Source organism: Ruegeria sp. HKCCA0235A (assembly GCF_013033235.1).
GTDB lineage: Bacteria > Pseudomonadota > Alphaproteobacteria > Rhodobacterales > Rhodobacteraceae > Ruegeria.
Genome location: NZ_WQDQ01000016.1, coordinates 1 through 18,292 on the forward strand (window position 1 = coordinate 1; position 18,292 = coordinate 18,292).

An 18,292-nucleotide genomic window follows, 5' to 3' on the forward strand; every position below is an offset into this window, starting at 1 on the left:
GTCTTGCCGTGGTCAACGTGGCCAATCGTGCCGATGTTGACGTGCGGTTTTGTACGCTCAAACTTTTCCTTTGCCATGATGGCCTCCTTTTTCGGTAATGAAGGGAGCGTGATACCCACGCTCCCTCAAATCTTCGCTTATGCGTATTTCGCCTGGATCTCGTCCGAGATGTTCTGCGGAACCGGATCGTAGTGGTCGAACTGCATGGTGAACTGGGCACGGCCCGACGACATCGAACGCAGAGTGTTGATGTAGCCGAACATGTTCGCCAGCGGAACGAACGCGTCGATCGCGATTGCGTTGCCGCGCGGTTCCTGACCAGACACCTGGCCACGACGCGAGGTCAGGTCGCCGATGATACCGCCGGTGTATTCTTCCGGGGTGATCACTTCGACCTTCATGATCGGTTCCAGCAGTTTCGCGCCGGCTTTGCGCATGCCTTCACGCATGCACATACGGGCAGCGATTTCGAACGCCAGAACGCTCGAGTCAACGTCGTGGAACTTACCGTCCAGCAGGGCAACCTTGAAGTCGATCACGGGGAAGCCAGCCAGAGGGCCACTGTCCATGACAGACTGGATGCCTTTTTCGACACCCGGGATGTATTCCTTCGGAACAGCACCACCAACGATGCGGCTTTCGAACGAGTAACCTTCGCCCGGCTCGGTCGGAGTGATCTCAAGCTTGACCTCGGCGAACTGACCCGAACCACCCGACTGTTTCTTGTGGGTGTAGGTGTGCTCGACCGGCATCGAGATGGTTTCACGATAGGCCACCTGCGGCGCACCGATGTTGGCCTCGACCTTGAACTCGCGCTTGAGGCGGTCAACCAGGATGTCCAGGTGAAGTTCGCCCATGCCCTTCATGATGGTCTGACCCGATTCCAGATCGGTTTCCACACGGAAGGACGGGTCTTCGGCTGCCAGACGCGCCAGACCCTGAGACATTTTCTCCTGGTCGCCCTTGGTTTTGGGCTCGACCGCGATCTCGATCACCGGATCGGGGAAGGTCATGGTTTCCAGAACCACCGGATCCTTCGCGTCACACAGGGTGTCACCGGTGGTGGTGTCTTTCAGACCCGCCAGCGCGATGATGTCGCCTGCAAACGCTTCTTCGATCTCTTCCCGGTTGTTCGAGTGCATCATCATCATACGACCGATGCGCTCTTTCTTGCCTTTGGTCGAGTTCAGGATCGAGTCACCCTTGTTCAGCACGCCCGAATAAATCCGGGTGAAGGTCAGCGAACCGACGAAGGGGTCGTTCATGATTTTGAACGCCAGACCCGAGAACGCCATGTTGTCGTCAGCACGACGGGCGATGTCCCGAACTTCGTCCTCGTCACCGGGTTTGAAGCCCATGTAATCGACAACGTCCAGCGGGCTGGGCAGATAGTCGATCACAGCGTTGAGCAGCGGCTGAACGCCTTTGTTCTTGAACGCAGAACCACCCAGCACCGGAACGAACGCGATTTCCAGTGTGCCCTTGCGCAGCAGTTTGCGCAGGGTCGGAACGTCGGGCTCATTGCCTTCCAGGTATTCCATCATCGCGTCGTCGTCCATTTCGACGGCCGCTTCGATCATCTTGCCGCGCCATTCTTCAGCCATGTCTTTCAGGCTGTCGCGGATCGGAGCTTTGATCCAGCTTGCGCCCAGGTCTTCACCCTGCCACAGCCATTCTTCCATGGTGACCAGGTCGATCAGACCTTCCAGCTCGGATTCGGCGCCAATCGGGATACCAACCGGAACAGCACGTGCGCCGGTGCGGTCTTCGATCATGCGAACGCAGTTGAAGAAATCTGCGCCGATCTTGTCCATCTTGTTGACGAAAACCATACGCGGAACCTTGTAGCGGTCAGCCTGACGCCACACGGTTTCGGTCTGGGGCTCAACACCGGCGTTTGCGTCCAGAACGCAGACGGCACCGTCGAGAACCGCCAGCGAGCGTTCGACTTCGATGGTGAAGTCAACGTGGCCGGGGGTGTCGATGATGTTCAGGCGGTGCTTGGGGGTATCGGCGGTTTTACCGTCCTCGGTGCGTTCCCAGAACGTGGTGGTCGCAGCCGAAGTGATGGTGATGCCGCGTTCCTGCTCCTGCTCCATCCAGTCCATGGTGGCGGCACCATCGTGCACCTCACCGATGTTGTGGGATTTGCCAGTATAATACAGGATGCGTTCCGAGCAGGTCGTCTTGCCTGCATCGATGTGCGCCATGATACCGAAGTTACGGTATAGTTCGAGCGGATATTCGCGTGCCATTTGGATAAGCCTCTAGAATTACCAGCGGTAATGGCTGAAGGCTTTGTTCGCCTCGGCCATCTTGTGGGTGTCTTCGCGCTTCTTAACGGCAGTACCGCGGGACTGTACGGCGTCCAGCAGTTCGCCGGCGAGGCGTTCTTCCATGGTGTTTTCGTTGCGGCCGCGCGCAGCGGTGATCAGCCAGCGGATGGCCAGTGCTTCGCGGCGCTCGGGGCGCACTTCGACCGGAACCTGGTAGGTTGCACCACCAACCCGGCGCGAGCGAACCTCGACCGAAGGTTTGATGTTGTCGAGCGCTTCGTGGAACACTTCGACCGGAGCGCGCTTTACCTTGTTCTCAACGCGGTCAAATGCGTTGTAGACGATGCGCTCTGCGACCGACTTCTTGCCGTCGATCATCAGGTTGTTCATGAATTTGGTCAGTACCTTGTCGCCGAATTTGGCGTCAGGCAGGACTTCGCGTTTTTCGGCGGCGTGACGACGTGACATATCAGCCTCTCCTTCTTACTTGGGACGCTTCGCGCCGTATTTCGAACGACGTTGCTTACGGTCTTTGACGCCCTGAGTATCCAGAACACCGCGCAGGATGTGGTAACGCACACCGGGAAGGTCTTTCACACGGCCGCCACGGATCAGAACAACCGAGTGTTCCTGCAGGTTGTGGCTTTCACCGGGGATGTACGAGATGACCTCGAACCCGTTGGTCAGGCGCACCTTGGCAACCTTACGCATCGCCGAGTTCGGCTTTTTAGGCGTTGTGGTATAGACACGTGTGCAGACACCGCGCTTCTGCGGGCACTGCTCCAGGTGCATGGACTTCGAGCGTTTGACTTTGGGCTGCCGCGGCTTGCGGATCAGCTGTTGAATAGTTGGCATTCCGGTTCTTTCCCCGTTTTGCAACACACATGACATGCACGCGCGTTGCGTGCGGCTAAATTCGCTGCACTTATGCGTCCACAAGCGCAAAACCCACGAGCGTTCCCATTCCGAGGTGAACGTCGCGGTTGGTTCTCAGAGGGCGCGAACTGCAAAATTGTCCGGGCCTTGACCAGTTCATTACTGGAATCGGCTACGGGGCGGCCCCCGGTACCGAGATGACGCGCGTATAGGGGGAGTCGTCCCAAGTGTCAACAGCCCTATCCCGGCGCCCAGGCGCGCGCGTTGAATGCAGCCTGTCGGATTGCCATTCCTGCGCGCCGCTGTCCCGGTTGCGGCTGAACCGCGGCAAGGGCATAGTCGGGTCGAATATCTGCTGATGGATTACAGATGCAAGTGATTGGCCTTTGCCGGTTTTCCTATCCCGCAATTGGCGGCTTTCAGACAACGCACGAGAGTGTCGAAGAAAGACGGCAATTCCTGTACCAGCACGACAGGTTGGAAGAACGGTTTCGCCTGTTCGAGACGGTCGCCCTGCCCGGTTTCAAAAAACAGTCCGACGAAGATTTCCAGTTGGTGATCGTGGTCGGCGACTGCCTGCCCAAGCCGGCATTTGACCGCCTCAACGATCTGACCGGTGGGCTGAAACAGGTGCGCATTGTCGCGAAACCTCCGGGGCGGCACAGAAAAGTCATGCAGGATGTCCTGAATTCGGCGCGGAACGATCCTGATCAACCCTGCCTTCAGTTTCGCCACGACGATGATGATGCAGTGGCCGTGGATTTTGTCGAGCGGTTTCGGGGCTGTGTCAGGGAATGTGTCGGCTTGTTCGAAAGGCACGCGATGGTCGCCGTTGACTTCAACTGCGGTTATCTGGCCCGCGCCAATTCCGAGGGGATACGGGCTACGCGCGTGCATCGCCCGTTGATCACTGCCGGTCTGGGAATGTACGTGCGGGGCGGGCAGCGGAAATCGATCATGAATTTTGCCCATAACAGGATCAACCGCGCGATGCCCGTTGTGACCCGACCCGATAGTCCTATGTGGGTACGGGGATTGAACCGGTTCAATGACTCACCGCGAACCAGAAACATGGATGTAGCGCTCAACCCTCTTACCCGGCAGCAGGAGCTCGAGTTTCAAACCCGTTTCGCCATTGATCCGGACGTGGTCAGACGGCGTCACGCCAAGCCCTGACGCGCACGTGCCCGGAACAAGGTGAACAGACCGGCACCCACGATCAGGACAGCACCCAGCATCGTCAGGCTGTCAGGCCATTCGTCAAACACGACCCAACCCAACCCGAGCGCCCAGATCAGGCTGGAATATCTGAACGGTGCAACGAATCCGACATCTCCCTGACGCATGACCATGACGCTGAACAAATAGCCAAGCAGCACAAACACGGCCGCCGCCGCGACCAGAGAACCCGCCGTTGCCGAAACCGCAACCCATCCTTCGAAAACCGAGGCTATTGCCGCAGCCCCCGCTATGGAAACCGAGGTGGCAAGGGTAACCAGCATTGACGGCACGTCGGCTGACATGCGTCGCGTGATGAGGTCCCGAACTGTAATCGAAACCACTGCAACCAGCGCATAGATGGAATACACGCTGAACCCCCCTGGGCCGGGTCTTACGATCAGCAGCATTCCGACGAAACCCACGGCGATTGCCAAAGCGCGTCGCCAACCAACCTGTTCGGAAAAAACCAGAGCAGCACCCAATGTTACCGTAAGAGGCAATGCCTGAAGAATGGCCGTAACATTGGCAAGCGGCATGTTCTTCAGCGCCGTCAGGAAAAAGAATGTCGCCGCAAGCTCTGCAAGGCAGCGCAGTGCAACCAGCCACTTGTCATGGCGCGAAAAATTCAGATGCAACGTGCCCAGTGACCGGGCAAGCACATAGATCAGAAATACCGCCAGAAACCCGCGCATGGCCACCAGCTGAAACAATGGCAGATCCTGCAAGGCAACCTTCACCAGCGTGTCGTTCAGGGTAAAGGCAGCCATGCTGCCCATCATCAGCAAAGCACCTTTGGTGTTTGGAGTCATGCTGCTTCGGGCTCCGGGGCTATTGATCGCCCCGCATTGGCCGCCGAGACGGGCTGGATGTCAACAACGCACAAGGGGTGCAGAGATCATCAACCGAATGGAAGGATGGTCCCGAACAGATTCAGGCTGGAAGGCTCTGTCGTGTCTTTTACAAACTCCACCCAGTCTTCCCCGTATACAAGTTCGAAAAACACAGGATATTTCCACACGAAATTATGAAAGGAAAAGGTCGTCACCAACGCACCAACCGTGAGCGCCCCAGCGAACTCTCGCAGTTTACCTTTCAAAAACAGCATAACCATGATGCAGGCCCCGCCTGCGAGGCCGAGGCTTACGAAATCCTGCGTTCCTACCTTGCCGGGCACCGGAATGCCAACCGATTGGTATTGAATCAGGCGGGACAGGAAGACCGCAAAAACACCCAGTAAAAAAGCCCCCAGAAACGCAGCGGGATACCCCAGACGTTGCCAGATACTCTCGGTTCGAGGCATAGGCGACTTGTGTGTGTTTTCTGCCGAACGCTTTTTGATCCGCGCCACTCGGTCCTCGAAAGAGTTGCTTTTGGTGTCCATTGTTCAGCTCAAAATAATCCGAAAACACAGAACATCGCTAAACCACCGATTGCAGAACCACAAGCCTGATGAAATCGCGTCAAAGGCTGTGCTCTGTCACGACGGTTCACAATTGCGTACCGGGAGAGGCGACGAAAAAAGGCCCCACGAAATCGCAGGGCCTTTTTCTGTTCGATTCTGAATGACGCGGTTTATTCGCGGCTTTCCGGTGTTTCGACCAGAACGTCCAGCTCATCCCCGACCATATCATCATCCATGATCGGCGCGGCCAGGGCGGCGGCGGCCTCGGCCTCTTCCCGGCGGGCTTCGATCACCACGTTGTCACGCGACTGCGCGATGTGGCGGACAGCCTGCGTTGCACCACCGGTACCGGCGGGGATCAGACGACCGACGATGACGTTCTCTTTCAGGCCGACCAGCTTGTCCTTCTTGCCCTGAACCGAAGCTTCGGTCAGCACGCGGGTGGTCTCCTGGAACGACGCCGCCGAGATGAACGAGCGCGTCTGCAACGAGGCCTTGGTGATCCCCAACAGGATCGGCTCACCCTGTGCCGGACGACCACCGCGGGCGATGGTCTTCTCGTTGGCCGCGTCGAACTCCTGCTTGTCGACATGCTCGCCTTTCAGCAGGGTGGTGTCGCCTGAATCCAGGATCTCCCACTTCTGCAGCATCTGGCGCACGATGACCTCGATGTGCTTGTCGTTGATCTTCACGCCCTGCAGACGATACACGTCCTGCACCTCGTCGATCATGTAATCCGCCAGCGCTTCGACACCCATGATGGACAGGATGTCATGCGGCGCAGGGTTACCGTCCATCAGGTATTCACCCTTCTGGATGAAGTCCCCTTCGGCGACCGGGATGTGCTTGCCCTTGGGTACCATGTACTCGATGGTCTCCATGGACTCGTCAGCCGGCTCGATGCTGATGCGGCGCTTGTTCTTGTAGTCGCGGCCAAAGCGCACGTAACCATCGGCCTCGGCGATGATCGCGTGATCCTTGGGACGGCGCGCTTCGAACAGTTCGGCCACACGCGGCAGACCACCGGTGATGTCCTTGGTCTTGGCACCTTCGCGCGGGATACGCGCGACGACGTCACCGGCTTCGACCTTCTGACCGTCTTCGACCGACAGGATCGCATCCACCGACATCGGATAGTGAACCGGGTTGCCCGCATCGTTGCGGACCGGCTCGCCATCTTCGCCAACCAGAATGATCTCGGGCTTGAGGTCGCTGCCCTTGGGGGCGGCGCGCCAATCGATCACGATCTTCTGGGTCATGCCGGTTGCTTCGTCGGTCTCGTCGCGAACAGCGAGGCCCGAAACCAGATCGACATATTTCGCAGTACCGGCTTTCTCGGCGATGATCGGCAAGGTGTACGGGTCCCACTCGAACAGCTTGTCGCCACGGGCCACCTTGGTGCCGTCCTTGACGAACAGCTTGGAGCCGTAGCCCAGCTTGTGGCTGGCACGCTCTTCGCCGTGTTCGTCCTTGATCACCAGCTTCATGTTCCGGCCCATGACCAGGCTTTCGCCGGCTGCGTTGACCAGGATCTGCGGGTTCTCGAAGGAAACGATACCTTCCTGGCTGGCTTCCTGGAACGACTGCTGACCACCTTGCGCAACACCACCGATGTGGAAGGTCCGCATGGTCAGCTGTGTACCGGGTTCACCGATCGACTGAGCCGCGATAATGCCGACAGCTTCACCTGTGTTCACCATCGTACCGCGTGCAAGGTCACGACCATAGCAGGTCGCACAGACGCCTTCCTCGGACTCACAGGTCAGAGGCGAGCGGATGCGCATCGACTGAACGCCGGCTTCGTCGATGGTGTCTGCCATACGTTCGTCGATCAGCTGACCGGCTGCGACGATCACCTCATCGGTGCCCGGACGCAGAACATCGTCAGCGGCCACACGGCCCAGCACGCGTTCGGCCAGCGAGGCGACAACCTCACCGTCGTTCACGGCTGCTTCGGCTGTGATCGCACGCTCGGTGCCGCAGTCGATCTCACGAACGATACAGTCTTGCGCCACGTCCACCAGACGACGGGTCAGGTAACCCGAGTTCGCCGTCTTCAGAGCGGTATCCGACAGACCCTTACGGGCACCGTGGGTCGAGTTGAAGTACTCGAGAACGGTCAGACCTTCTTTAAAGTTCGAGATGATCGGCGTCTCGATGATGTCACCGTTCGGTTTGGCCATCAAGCCCCGCATACCGCCCAGCTGTTTCATCTGAGTGACCGAGCCACGCGCACCCGAGTGGGCCATCATGTAGACCGAGTTCGGCTCCATGTCCGACCCGTCTTCGGCCTTGGCAACGTCCGAGATCGTGCTCATCATTGCCTCGGTCACGCGGTCGTTACACTTCGACCAGGCATCAACAACCTTGTTGTACTTTTCGCCCTGAGTGATCAGGCCGTCCATGTACTGTTGTTCAAAGTCTTTCACCTGGCTGCGGGTGTCATCGACGATGCTCCACTTGTCCTTCGGAATGACCATGTCATCCTTGCCGAACGAGATGCCCGCCTTGAACGCTTCCTTGAAGCCCATCGACATGATCTGGTCACAGAAGATCACCGACTCTTTCTGACCGCAGTAACGGTAGACGGTGTCGATCACCTGCTGCACTTCTTTCTTCCGCAGCAGGCGGTTGACCAAATCGAACGGTGCCTTGTTATTCATTGGCAGCAACGCACCCAGACGCAGACGGCCCGGGGTGGTTTCATATCGCTTCTGAACTTCGTTGCCTTCCTCGTCGATCTGCGTGATCCGGGCCGTGATTTTCGAGTGCAGATGCACCTCGCCCGCATCCAGCGCGTGCTGAACTTCTTCGATCGACCCAAAGACCTTGCCTTCGCCCGGCATGCCTTCGCGTTCCAGGGTCACATAGTACAGACCCAGGATCATATCCTGCGACGGAACGATGATCGGTGCGCCGTTTGCAGGCGACAGAACGTTGTTCGTCGACATCATCAGAACACGCGCTTCCAGCTGGGCCTCAAGGCTCAGCGGGACGTGAACGGCCATCTGGTCACCGTCGAAGTCGGCGTTAAAGGCCGAACAGACCAGCGGGTGCAGCTGGATGGCTTTACCTTCGATCAGAACGGGCTCGAACGCCTGAATGCCAAGACGGTGTAACGTCGGCGCACGGTTCAGCATGACAGGGTGTTCGCGGATCACCTCGTCGAGGATATCCCACACTTCGGGACGCTCTTTCTCGACCAGTTTCTTCGCCTGTTTCACGGTCGAAGAAAGACCCTTGGCTTCAAGGCGCGAGTAGATGAACGGCTTGAACAGTTCCAGCGCCATCTTCTTGGGCAGACCACACTGGTGCAGCTTGAGTTCCGGACCGGTCACAATGACCGAACGGCCCGAGAAGTCGACGCGCTTACCCAAAAGGTTCTGACGGAAGCGGCCCTGCTTACCCTTCAGCATGTCCGACAGCGATTTCAGCGGACGCTTGTTGGCGCCAGTGATCACGCGGCCACGACGGCCGTTGTCAAACAGAGCGTCAACGGATTCCTGCAGCATCCGCTTTTCGTTGCGGACGATAATGTCAGGCGCGCGCAGCTCGATCAGACGCTTCAGACGGTTGTTCCGGTTGATGACGCGGCGATACAGATCGTTCAGATCAGACGTCGCGAAACGGCCACCATCCAGCGGAACCAGCGGACGCAGTTCCGGCGGAATAACCGGGATCACGGTCATCACCATCCATTCGGGCCGGTTGCCCGACTCGAGGAAGGATTCAACAACCTTCAGACGCTTGATGATCTTCTTGGGCTTCAGCTCGCCGGTTGCTTCGGCCAGATCAGCGCGCAGCTGCTCGGCTTCGGCTTCCAGGTCGATTTGGGCCAGCATCTCACGGATGGCTTCAGCACCGATATTCGCGGTAAACGCGTCCATGCCATAAGCATCCTGCGCGTCCATGTACTCTTCTTCAGTCAGCATCTGGCCATAGGACAGGTCAGTCAGACCGGGCTCGATGACGACATAGTTTTCAAAGTACAGAACGCGTTCCAGATCGCGCAACGTCATGTCCAGCATCAGACCGATGCGGGACGGCAGCGATTTCAGGAACCAGATATGCGCGACGGGCGCGGCGAGTTCGATGTGGCCCATACGCTCGCGGCGGACTTTCTGCAAGGTGACTTCCACACCGCATTTCTCGCAGACAACGCCGCGATACTTCATCCGCTTGTATTTGCCGCACAGGCATTCGTAGTCTTTGATCGGGCCAAAGATACGCGCGCAGAACAGACCGTCGCGTTCAGGCTTGAACGTCCGGTAGTTGATGGTTTCGGGTTTCTTGATCTCGCCATAGGACCAAGACAGAATCCGCTCAGGGCTCGCCAGCGAGACCTTGATCTCGTCGAAAACCTTCGGGGGCGTCAGCGGGTTGAACGGGTTGTTGGTGATTTCCTGGTTCATTTGTTACCTCAAATCTTGCGGAAGGGGGGACGGGAGAAAGGGCAGCGCCCTTACTCCTCAACCTCCGCATCCAGGAGTTCCATATTCAGGCCGAGGCCACGGACTTCTTTCACCAGAACGTTGAACGATTCCGGTACGCCCGCTTCAAAGTTATCCTCGCCCTTGACGATCGACTCATAGACCTTGGTCCGGCCGGCGACGTCATCCGATTTCACGGTGAGCATCTCCTGCAGAGTGTAGGCGGCGCCGTAAGCTTCCAGAGCCCAGACTTCCATCTCACCAAAGCGCTGACCACCGAACTGCGCCTTACCACCCAGCGGCTGCTGGGTAACCAGGCTGTACGGCCCGGTCGAACGCGCGTGGATTTTGTCGTCCACAAGGTGGTGCAGTTTCAGCAGGTACTTGATGCCCACGGTCACCGGACGCGCGAATTGCTCACCGGTACGACCGTCGAACAGGATCGACTGACCGCTTTCCGAGAAGCCCGCGCGCACCAGCGCGTCGTTGACGTCAGCCTCTTTGGCGCCGTCAAAGACCGGGGTAGCAATCGGAACACCGCGGGTGACGTTGCTGGCCGCTTCGATCAGCTGGTCCTCGTCCATGCCGCTGATGCCCTCTTCATAGACATCCTCGCCATAGGCGTGTTTCATCGCGTCACGTACCGGCGTCAGGTCGCCCGAACGGCGGTATTCCTGCAGCGCCTCATCGATGTTCAGACCCAGACCGCGTGCGGCCCACCCCATGTGGGTTTCAAGGATCTGACCGACGTTCATACGCGACGGCACACCCAGCGGGTTCAGACAGAAGTCGACCGGCGTACCATCGGCCAGGAACGGCATGTCTTCCATCGGAACAACCTTGGAAATCACACCTTTGTTCCCGTGGCGACCAGCCATCTTGTCGCCCGGCTGCAACTTGCGCTTCACGGCGATGAAGACTTTGACCATCTTCATCACACCCGGCGGCAGATCGTCGCCACGACGGACTTTCTCGACCTTGTCTTCGAAACGGGCGTCCAGAGCACGCTTTTGCACTTCGTACTGCTCGTTCAGAGCTTCGACGATCTGTGCATCCTGCTCGTCTTCCAGCGCCAGCTGCCACCACTGACCACGGGTCAGGGTTTCCAGCAGCTCCTCGGTGATCACCGACCCTGCCTTGACGCCTTTCGGGCCTTTGACAGCGGTTTTGCCCAGGATCAGACCTTGCAGACGCGCATAGATGTTGCGGTCAAGGATCGCCAGCTCGTCGTCCCGGTCACGGGCCAGACGTTCGACTTCCTCACGCTCGATCTGCAACGCACGTTCGTCTTTTTCGACGCCGTGACGGTTGAACACGCGGACTTCGACGACCGTACCGTAATCGCCCGGCTTCACGCGCAGCGAGGTGTCGCGCACGTCGGATGCTTTTTCACCAAAGATGGCGCGCAGCAGCTTTTCTTCCGGGGTCATCGGGCTTTCGCCCTTCGGGGTGATCTTGCCGACCAGGATATCGCCCGGCTCGACGTCCGCACCGATGTAAACGATGCCCGCCTCGTCGAGGTTGCGCAGCGCTTCTTCACCGACGTTCGGGATGTCGCGGGTGATCTCTTCCGGGCCCAGCTTGGTGTCACGGGCGGCGACTTCGAATTCCTCGATATGGACCGAGGTAAATACGTCATCGCGCGCGATACGTTCGCTGATCAGGATCGAGTCTTCGTAGTTGTAACCGTTCCACGGCATGAACGCGACGACCACGTTCTTACCCAGAGCCAGTTCACCCATATCGGTCGACGGACCGTCGGCAATAACCTCGCCCTTCTGGACGGTGTCACCCACCTTGATCAGCGGACGCTGGTTGATGCAGGTATTCTGGTTCGAACGCTGGAATTTGCGCAGACGATAGATGTCAACGCCAGCGTCGCCCAGTTCCAAATCCTCGGTGGCGCGGATAACGATACGCTGGGCATCGACCTGGTCGATGATACCGGCGCGTTTCGCCTGAATCGCAGCACCCGAGTCAATCGCAACCTTTTCCTCGATACCGGTACCGACCAGCGGCGCCTCGGCCCGCAGCAGCGGAACCGCCTGACGTTGCATGTTCGAGCCCATCAGAGCGCGGTTAGCGTCGTCATTTTCAAGGAACGGGATCAGCGATGCAGCGACCGAGACCAGCTGTTTCGGCGACACGTCGATCAGGTCCACATTCTCGCGCGGGGCAAGCGTGTAGTCACCGGCCTGACGTGTCGAAACCAGATCATTGATGAACTTGCCATCGGCATCCAAGGTCGCGTTCGCCTGCGCCACGGTGTGACGCATCTCCTCGGTCGCGGACATGTAGTGAACCTCATCGGTCACCTGCCCGTCTTTTACGACGCGATAAGGGGTTTCGATGAAGCCGTACTTGTTCACGCGGGCAAAGGTGGCCAGCGAGTTGATCAGACCGATGTTCGGACCTTCGGGCGTTTCGATCGGGCACATCCGGCCATAGTGGGTCGGGTGCACGTCGCGCACCTCAAAGCCCGCACGCTCACGTGTCAGACCACCGGGGCCAAGCGCCGAGAGACGGCGTTTGTGGGTGACTTCCGACAGCGGGTTGGTCTGGTCCATGAACTGCGACAGCTGCGACGAGCCGAAGAATTCGCGGACAGCAGCCGCAGCAGGTTTCGCGTTGATCAGGTCCTGAGGCATGACGGTGTCGATTTCAACCGACGACATACGCTCTTTGATCGCGCGCTCCATGCGCAGCAGACCGACGCGGTACTGGTTTTCCATCAGTTCGCCAACCGAACGCACGCGACGGTTGCCGAGGTGGTCGATGTCGTCCACGTCGCCTTTGCCGTCACGCAGTTCAACAAGCGCCTTGATGCAGGCCACGATGTCTTCGCGGCGCAGGGTACGCAGGGTGTCCGGCGCATCCAGAGCCAAGCGCATGTTCATCTTCACGCGGCCAACGGCGGACAGGTCATAACGCTCGCTGTCGAAGAACAGGGTGTCGAACAGCGCCGACGCAGCCTCGACGGTGGGCGGCTCGCCCGGACGCATGACGCGGTAGATGTCCATCAGCGCGGTTTCGCGGCTCATGTTCTTATCCTGAGCCATGGTATTGCGCATGTAAGGACCAACATTGACGTTGTCGATGTCCAGAACCGGGATGTCAGTGATACCTGCATCGATCAGCTCTTTGACGGTGCCGCCAATCAGGTCGCCGTCTTTGTCATATTCCAGGGTCAGCTCATCACCCGCTTCGACATAGATCGCGCCGTTTTCTTCGTTGATGATGTCCTTGGCGACAAATTTGCCAACGATGTGATCGAACGGAACCAGCAGGTCGGTGACGGTGCCTTCGTCGATCAGCTTCTTGACCGCGCGCGGGGTAACTTTCTTACCCGCTTCGGCAATCACTTCACCGGATTTGGCGTCGACCAGATCATAGGTCGGGCGTGTACCACGCACACGTTCGGGGAAGAACGGAGTGATCCAGCCCTTCTTCTTGTCCAGCTTGTAGGACACGGTGTTGTAATACGCGTCCATGATCGCTTCCTGGTCCAGACCCAGCGCGTACAGCAGGGTGGTCACAGGCAGCTTACGGCGACGGTCGATACGGGCGAAAACGATGTCTTTGGCATCGAACTCAAAGTCCAGCCAGCTGCCGCGATACGGGATGATGCGGCAGGCAAACAGCAGCTTGCCCGAGGAATGAGTCTTGCCCTTGTCGTGGTCAAAGAACACGCCGGGCGAACGGTGCATCTGGGATACGATCACACGCTCGGTCCCGTTCACGACAAATGTGCCGTTCGGCGTCATCAAAGGCATATCGCCCATGAAGACATCCTGTTCCTTGATGTCCTTTACCGATTTTGCGCCGGTGTCCTCATCGACATCAAAAACGATCAAACGCAGCGTTACCTTCAGCGGCGCGCTGTAGGTCATGTCGCGTTGCATACATTCTTCAACGTCGTATTTGGGTTTTTCCAGATCGTATTTCACGAATTCCAGAACGGAGGTTTCGTTGAAATCCTTGATCGGGAAAACCGACTGGAACACGCCCTTGATGCCTTCGCCGTCAGTGGGCTGCTCTGCATCGCCGGAGCGCAGGAAAAGATCATAAGAAGATTTCTGGACCTCAATAAGGTTCGGCATCTCCAGCACTTCGCGGATTTTGCCGTAATATTTACGAAGACGTTTCTGGCCAAGGAACGTTTGAGCCATGTCAGATGTCACCTTTCGATGTTCTCAGCGGGCAAAGACACCGTCGGGCCCCGGCATCTTGCACAATCGAGACAACACGTCCGGATCAATTCATGGCCACCGTCCCGAAGGCGGCCTCCCGATCCGAAAACCGTGTCTTAGAAAACGCCTCGCGTCTTGAGGCCCTTTCTAAGACAGGTTCGGCTGGACCCGGATTTCTCCGGACCCAGCCAAATTTTTCGGCACATCAGCGATGCACCTGAGGATAAGCTTAGGCCAGTTCGACTTCGGCGCCAGCTGCTTCCAGCTTGGCTTTGACGTCTTCTGCTTCTGCTTTGTCCACGCCTTCTTTGATCTTGCCGCCGGCTTCGACCAGTTCCTTGGCTTCTTTCAGGCCCAGGCCGGTGATGCCGCGAACTTCTTTGATGACGTTGATTTTCGATGCGCCGGCGTTCTTCAGAACGACGTCGAATTCGGTTTTTTCTTCCTCAGCTGCGCCGCCGGCGTCGCCAGCTGCACCTGCGACCATTACGGCGCCGCCAGCTGCGGGCTCGATGCCGTATTCGTCTTTGAGGATGGTTTTCAGTTCTTGTGCTTCCAGCAGGGTCAGACCCACGATGCTTTCTGCGAGTGCTTTCAGATCAGCCATTTTATCAGCTCTTTCCGTTTACAGTGTGTGTTCCAACGTCAGGGCACATGCCCCACGCAGATCATTCAGTGCCAACCGCTTACGCAGCTTCCGCCTTCTCTTCGATGGTGGAAAGGATGCTTGCGATATTGCTTGCAGGTGCGCCAATCGCGCCGGCGATGTTCGAAGCAGGTGCGCCAATGCAGCCAACGATCGAAGCAATAAGCTCCTCGCGAGACGGCATTTTCGAAACAGCTTCGACGCCTTTGCGGTCCAGAGCGTTCTCGCCCATTGCACCGCCAAGGATTTCGAACTTTTTGTTCTCCTTGGCGAAGTCCTCGGCCACCTTGGCTGCTGCCACGGGGTCCTCGGAATAGGTCAGAACGGTCATCCCTGTCAGCAGGTCGGCCATGTTTGCACACGGCTTACCCTCAAGGGCGATTTTGGCGAGCCTGTTTTTGGCAACACGCACGGAACCGCCCGCTTCGCGTGCACGCGCGCGCAGGTCCTGCATCTCGGCAACTGTCAGACCGGCGTAGTGGGCAACCACTACGACGCCAGAGCTTTCGAAGATTTGGCCGAGTTCCTCGACCACTTTCTCTTTCTGGGCTCTATCCACAGTTCTCTCCAAGTTAGGGGCGAAATCTCACCCCGGCTCATATTTGCCGCAGCTTTCGCTCCGGCGTTCAGGTCCTTGTTACGGGATTGGCCAAAATGCGCCCGAGGGTGGGACCCCCAGAATTCTTTGGTCTTACCCGTCTCAGGCAGGGAATTAAGGGACCGAATGGGCCCACCCACCGTCTTGGACGAAACGAAACAAAGCGCACGACGAATCGCACGCTTTGTTCCGCAGGTCTTCTTAGGGCAGATGGAGGGGGTTTCCAAGGGGTAAATTGCACCCAATTCAGATCATACAGCACCCAAATTCCAAGGTCATGTTTTCAGAACTTCCCGTTGTCGTTTTTCCATTCCTCGCGCGGCGGAACCGCTTCGATGGTGCTCCAATGTTCGACGATCCGATCAGCGTCCCAGCGATACAAATCATAAAAGCTGGAATGCACCCCAATTCTTTCCCCTTCACACACGCAAAGGACGAAATTTCCCTCTGCCAAAACCCGATGCAAATGCTTGTAGACAAATTTTGCCCCGCTTTCGCTTGTTCCTTCCAACACGTTCTTGAGCGCTACGATTCCGTCGGCCATGTCCGGATTGTGCTGTTTTAGATCCTCTGCAACAAAGTCCGCCAATCTGTCAAACCTGCGCTTTATCAGAACGTCTGTGACAAACATGCTGCTAGCGGCCCGGTTTTCTTCCGTCTTCTCCAGGTCCGTTACTTCGGTGTGACCATCCAGCATTCCACGCCCAGAAAGGTTTGGACCGCGCAAAGGCTGAATGTTGTCCCAATGCTCTACGGCTTTGCCATCTTCGAACCGAAACACCTCAAACGCGGCGCGCAGGCTACTGAAATCGTACTCAATATGCGCAAAGGCAAAGTCGCCATCCTCGAAAACCCTTTTGAATGTAACCTTGGGTGAAGTTTTGGACAGCCTTGCGAACAGGTCGGCAATACCTTCGCTGCCTTCGTGAGTTTGAGGGTTGTGCTGGATGTACTTCTCTTCATTCACAACCGCTGCCGCCATGGCGTCACCGGTTTCCAATCCCTTAAGAAATCTTTGGAGGAGTTCGCGCTTAGTTTCCATAGCCATGGTCCGTTCGATTGCCAGAACTGAAATGCATGCGATTTATCTTCGCACCGAACCCGGCAAAATGAAAATCCCGGGCAGTTTGCACCACCCGGGATCAATTTTTTGCATCAGATTTGTCTGGCTTACTCGCCCGAGGCCTCTGCTACATCAACGGTCACACCGGGGCCCATGGTCGAGCTCAGCGCGATTTTCTTCATATAGGTGCCTTTGGCGCCCGACGGTTTCGCCTTGGCAACAGCCGAGACAAACGCGCGGACGTTTTCAGCCAGTTTGGCTTCGTCGAACGACGCTTTGCCAACACCGGCATGCACAACGCCGCCTTTTTCCGCCTTGAACTGAACTTCACCGCCCTTGGCTGCTTCCACGGCCGCTTTCACGTCCATGGTCACGGTGCCAACCTTGGGGTTCGGCATCAGGTTGCGGGGGCCCAGAACTTTACCCAGACGACCGACGATCGGCATCATGTCCGGGGTGGCAATGCAGCGATCGAATTCGATGGTGCCGCCCTGGATGGTTTCCATCAGGTCTTCTGCACCAACGATATCCGCGCCTGCTTCTTTCGCTTCGTCTGCCTTGGGGCCACGAGCGAAAACAGCAACGCGCATCGCTTTGCCGGTGCCGTTCGGCAGGCCGACAACACCTCGAACCATCTGGTCCGCGTGACGGGTGTCAACGCCCAGGTTCAGAGCGATCTCGATGGTTTCGTCGAATTTCGACGTTGCATTGGCTTTGACCAGGGCAACTGCTTCGTCTACCGACAGGTTTTCCTTGCCAGCGACAGCTTCGCGCGCGGCGCGCGTACGTTTACCGAGTTTTGCCATCTTACTTCACCTCGATGCCCATAGAGCGGGCCGAGCCCAGGATGATCTGCATTGCGCCTTCGACGTCGTTGGCGTTCAGATCTTTCATTTTGGCTTCGGCGATTTCGCGAACCTGCTTCGAGGTCACGGTTGCCACGGTCTCACGACCTGGGTTTTCCGCGCCACGGGGGCGGTTACGCTTGCCAACCGGCTTCAGACCAGCTGCTTTTTTCAGGTAGTAAGACGCGGGTGGCGTCTTGATGTCCATGGTGAAGGACTTGTCCTGATAATAGGTGATCACGGTCGGACAAGGGGCGCCCTGCTCCATGTCTGCAGTCTTGGCGTTGAACGCCTTGCAGAATTCCATGATGTTGATGCCGCGCTGACCCAGCGCCGGACCAACTGGCGGCGACGGGTTCGCCTGACCTGCAGGAACCTGCAGCTTCATTGTACCAGCAAGCTTCTTGGCCATTTGGTTTTCCTTTCAACTTGGGTGAAACGCGTCCCACCCAGATTATGTTGCGTGGTCCGGTCCGGGATCGCGACCCCAGCAACCTCCCACGAGAGAATCTCGCCCGAAGACGATAAAGGCGGCGTTTACATGGGATCAGGAGAGATGACAAGTGGTTGGCGCACCATTCGGGTTGTACCGAATCAAACCCTGAATCAAACCCTGAGAGGATTCTTGCTGCCTGCATGATCGCACGCGAATGTCCGTACAGTTTCAAATTCCTCTAACAATCTGCAAAGACATGTAAAACCGCCAGTTTGCCGCCAACTGAACGCGACATTGGCGCTTGCTTCG

The 18,292-nt window shown here is 57.7% G+C and carries 13 protein-coding genes; 1 reads left to right on the forward strand and 12 read right to left on the reverse strand.

Translation table 11 applies throughout. The features are described from left to right. Positions 1-137: 137 nt before the first annotated feature. Genes fusA through rpsL form a run of 3 tightly spaced genes read right to left on the reverse strand, consistent with a single transcriptional unit; the run spans position 138 to position 3,131 of the window. Entirely contained in the window at positions 138-2,255 is a 2,118-nt protein-coding gene (gene fusA / locus GOW56_RS20205) for an elongation factor G (protein ID WP_152459172.1), read from the reverse strand. 18 nt (positions 2,256-2,273) lie between these two features. Next, entirely contained in the window at positions 2,274-2,744 is a 471-nt protein-coding gene (gene rpsG / locus GOW56_RS20210) for a 30S ribosomal protein S7 (protein WP_010441203.1), read from the reverse strand. Between the two features lie 15 nt (positions 2,745-2,759). After that, a complete protein-coding gene (rpsL, locus tag GOW56_RS20215; protein ID WP_005621086.1) occupies positions 2,760-3,131 on the reverse strand; it encodes a 30S ribosomal protein S12 in 372 nt (123 codons plus the stop codon). A 390-nt stretch (positions 3,132-3,521) separates the two neighbouring features. Here rpsL and GOW56_RS20220 point away from each other — a divergent pair, with 390 nt between their 5' ends. Beyond that, a complete protein-coding gene (locus tag GOW56_RS20220) occupies positions 3,522-4,328 on the forward strand; it encodes a putative rhamnosyl transferase (protein WP_171207007.1) in 807 nt (268 codons plus the stop codon). On the opposite strand, the gene GOW56_RS20225 is transcribed toward GOW56_RS20220, so the two are convergent. The 9 genes from GOW56_RS20225 to rplK form a co-directional block, all read right to left on the reverse strand. Further along, positions 4,313-5,182, reverse strand: coding sequence for a DMT family transporter (locus GOW56_RS20225; RefSeq protein WP_171119838.1), 870 nt, complete (start codon positions 5,180-5,182; stop codon positions 4,313-4,315). The two genes, GOW56_RS20220 and GOW56_RS20225, sit on opposite strands and share 16 nt — an antisense overlap. A gap of 89 nt (positions 5,183-5,271) precedes the next feature. Then, a complete protein-coding gene (locus GOW56_RS20230; RefSeq protein ID WP_171207008.1) occupies positions 5,272-5,754 on the reverse strand; it encodes a hypothetical protein in 483 nt (160 codons plus the stop codon). 191 nt (positions 5,755-5,945) lie between these two features. Beyond that, positions 5,946-10,187: a DNA-directed RNA polymerase subunit beta' gene (gene rpoC / locus GOW56_RS20235; RefSeq protein ID WP_171119840.1), complete on the reverse strand. Its 4,242-nt coding sequence runs from the start codon at positions 10,185-10,187 to the stop codon at positions 5,946-5,948. Positions 10,188-10,237: 50 nt separating this feature from the next. Beyond that, on the reverse strand, positions 10,238-14,374 hold the full coding sequence (gene rpoB / locus GOW56_RS20240; protein ID WP_171207009.1) for a DNA-directed RNA polymerase subunit beta: 4,137 nt from the start codon (positions 14,372-14,374) through the stop codon (positions 10,238-10,240). Positions 14,375-14,624: 250 nt separating this feature from the next. Beyond that, positions 14,625-15,002, reverse strand: a complete 378-nt coding sequence (gene rplL / locus GOW56_RS20245; protein WP_152459178.1) for a 50S ribosomal protein L7/L12 — start codon at positions 15,000-15,002, stop codon at positions 14,625-14,627. A 79-nt stretch (positions 15,003-15,081) separates the two neighbouring features. Further along, positions 15,082-15,600 carry a 50S ribosomal protein L10 gene (gene rplJ, locus GOW56_RS20250; RefSeq protein ID WP_152459179.1) on the reverse strand — a complete coding sequence of 173 codons (519 nt, stop codon included), beginning with the start codon at positions 15,598-15,600 and terminating at the stop codon, positions 15,082-15,084. A gap of 322 nt (positions 15,601-15,922) precedes the next feature. Continuing rightward, positions 15,923-16,681: a nuclear transport factor 2 family protein gene (locus GOW56_RS20255; protein WP_171172582.1), complete on the reverse strand. Its 759-nt coding sequence runs from the start codon at positions 16,679-16,681 to the stop codon at positions 15,923-15,925. A 128-nt stretch (positions 16,682-16,809) separates the two neighbouring features. Beyond that, positions 16,810-17,508, reverse strand: a complete 699-nt coding sequence (gene rplA / locus GOW56_RS20260) for a 50S ribosomal protein L1 (protein WP_171119843.1) — start codon at positions 17,506-17,508, stop codon at positions 16,810-16,812. A gap of 1 nt (position 17,509) precedes the next feature. After that, complete coding sequence (gene rplK / locus GOW56_RS20265; RefSeq protein ID WP_037314971.1) at positions 17,510-17,959, reverse strand: 50S ribosomal protein L11; 450 nt, start codon at positions 17,957-17,959, stop codon at positions 17,510-17,512. Positions 17,960-18,292: the final 333 nt, after the last annotated feature.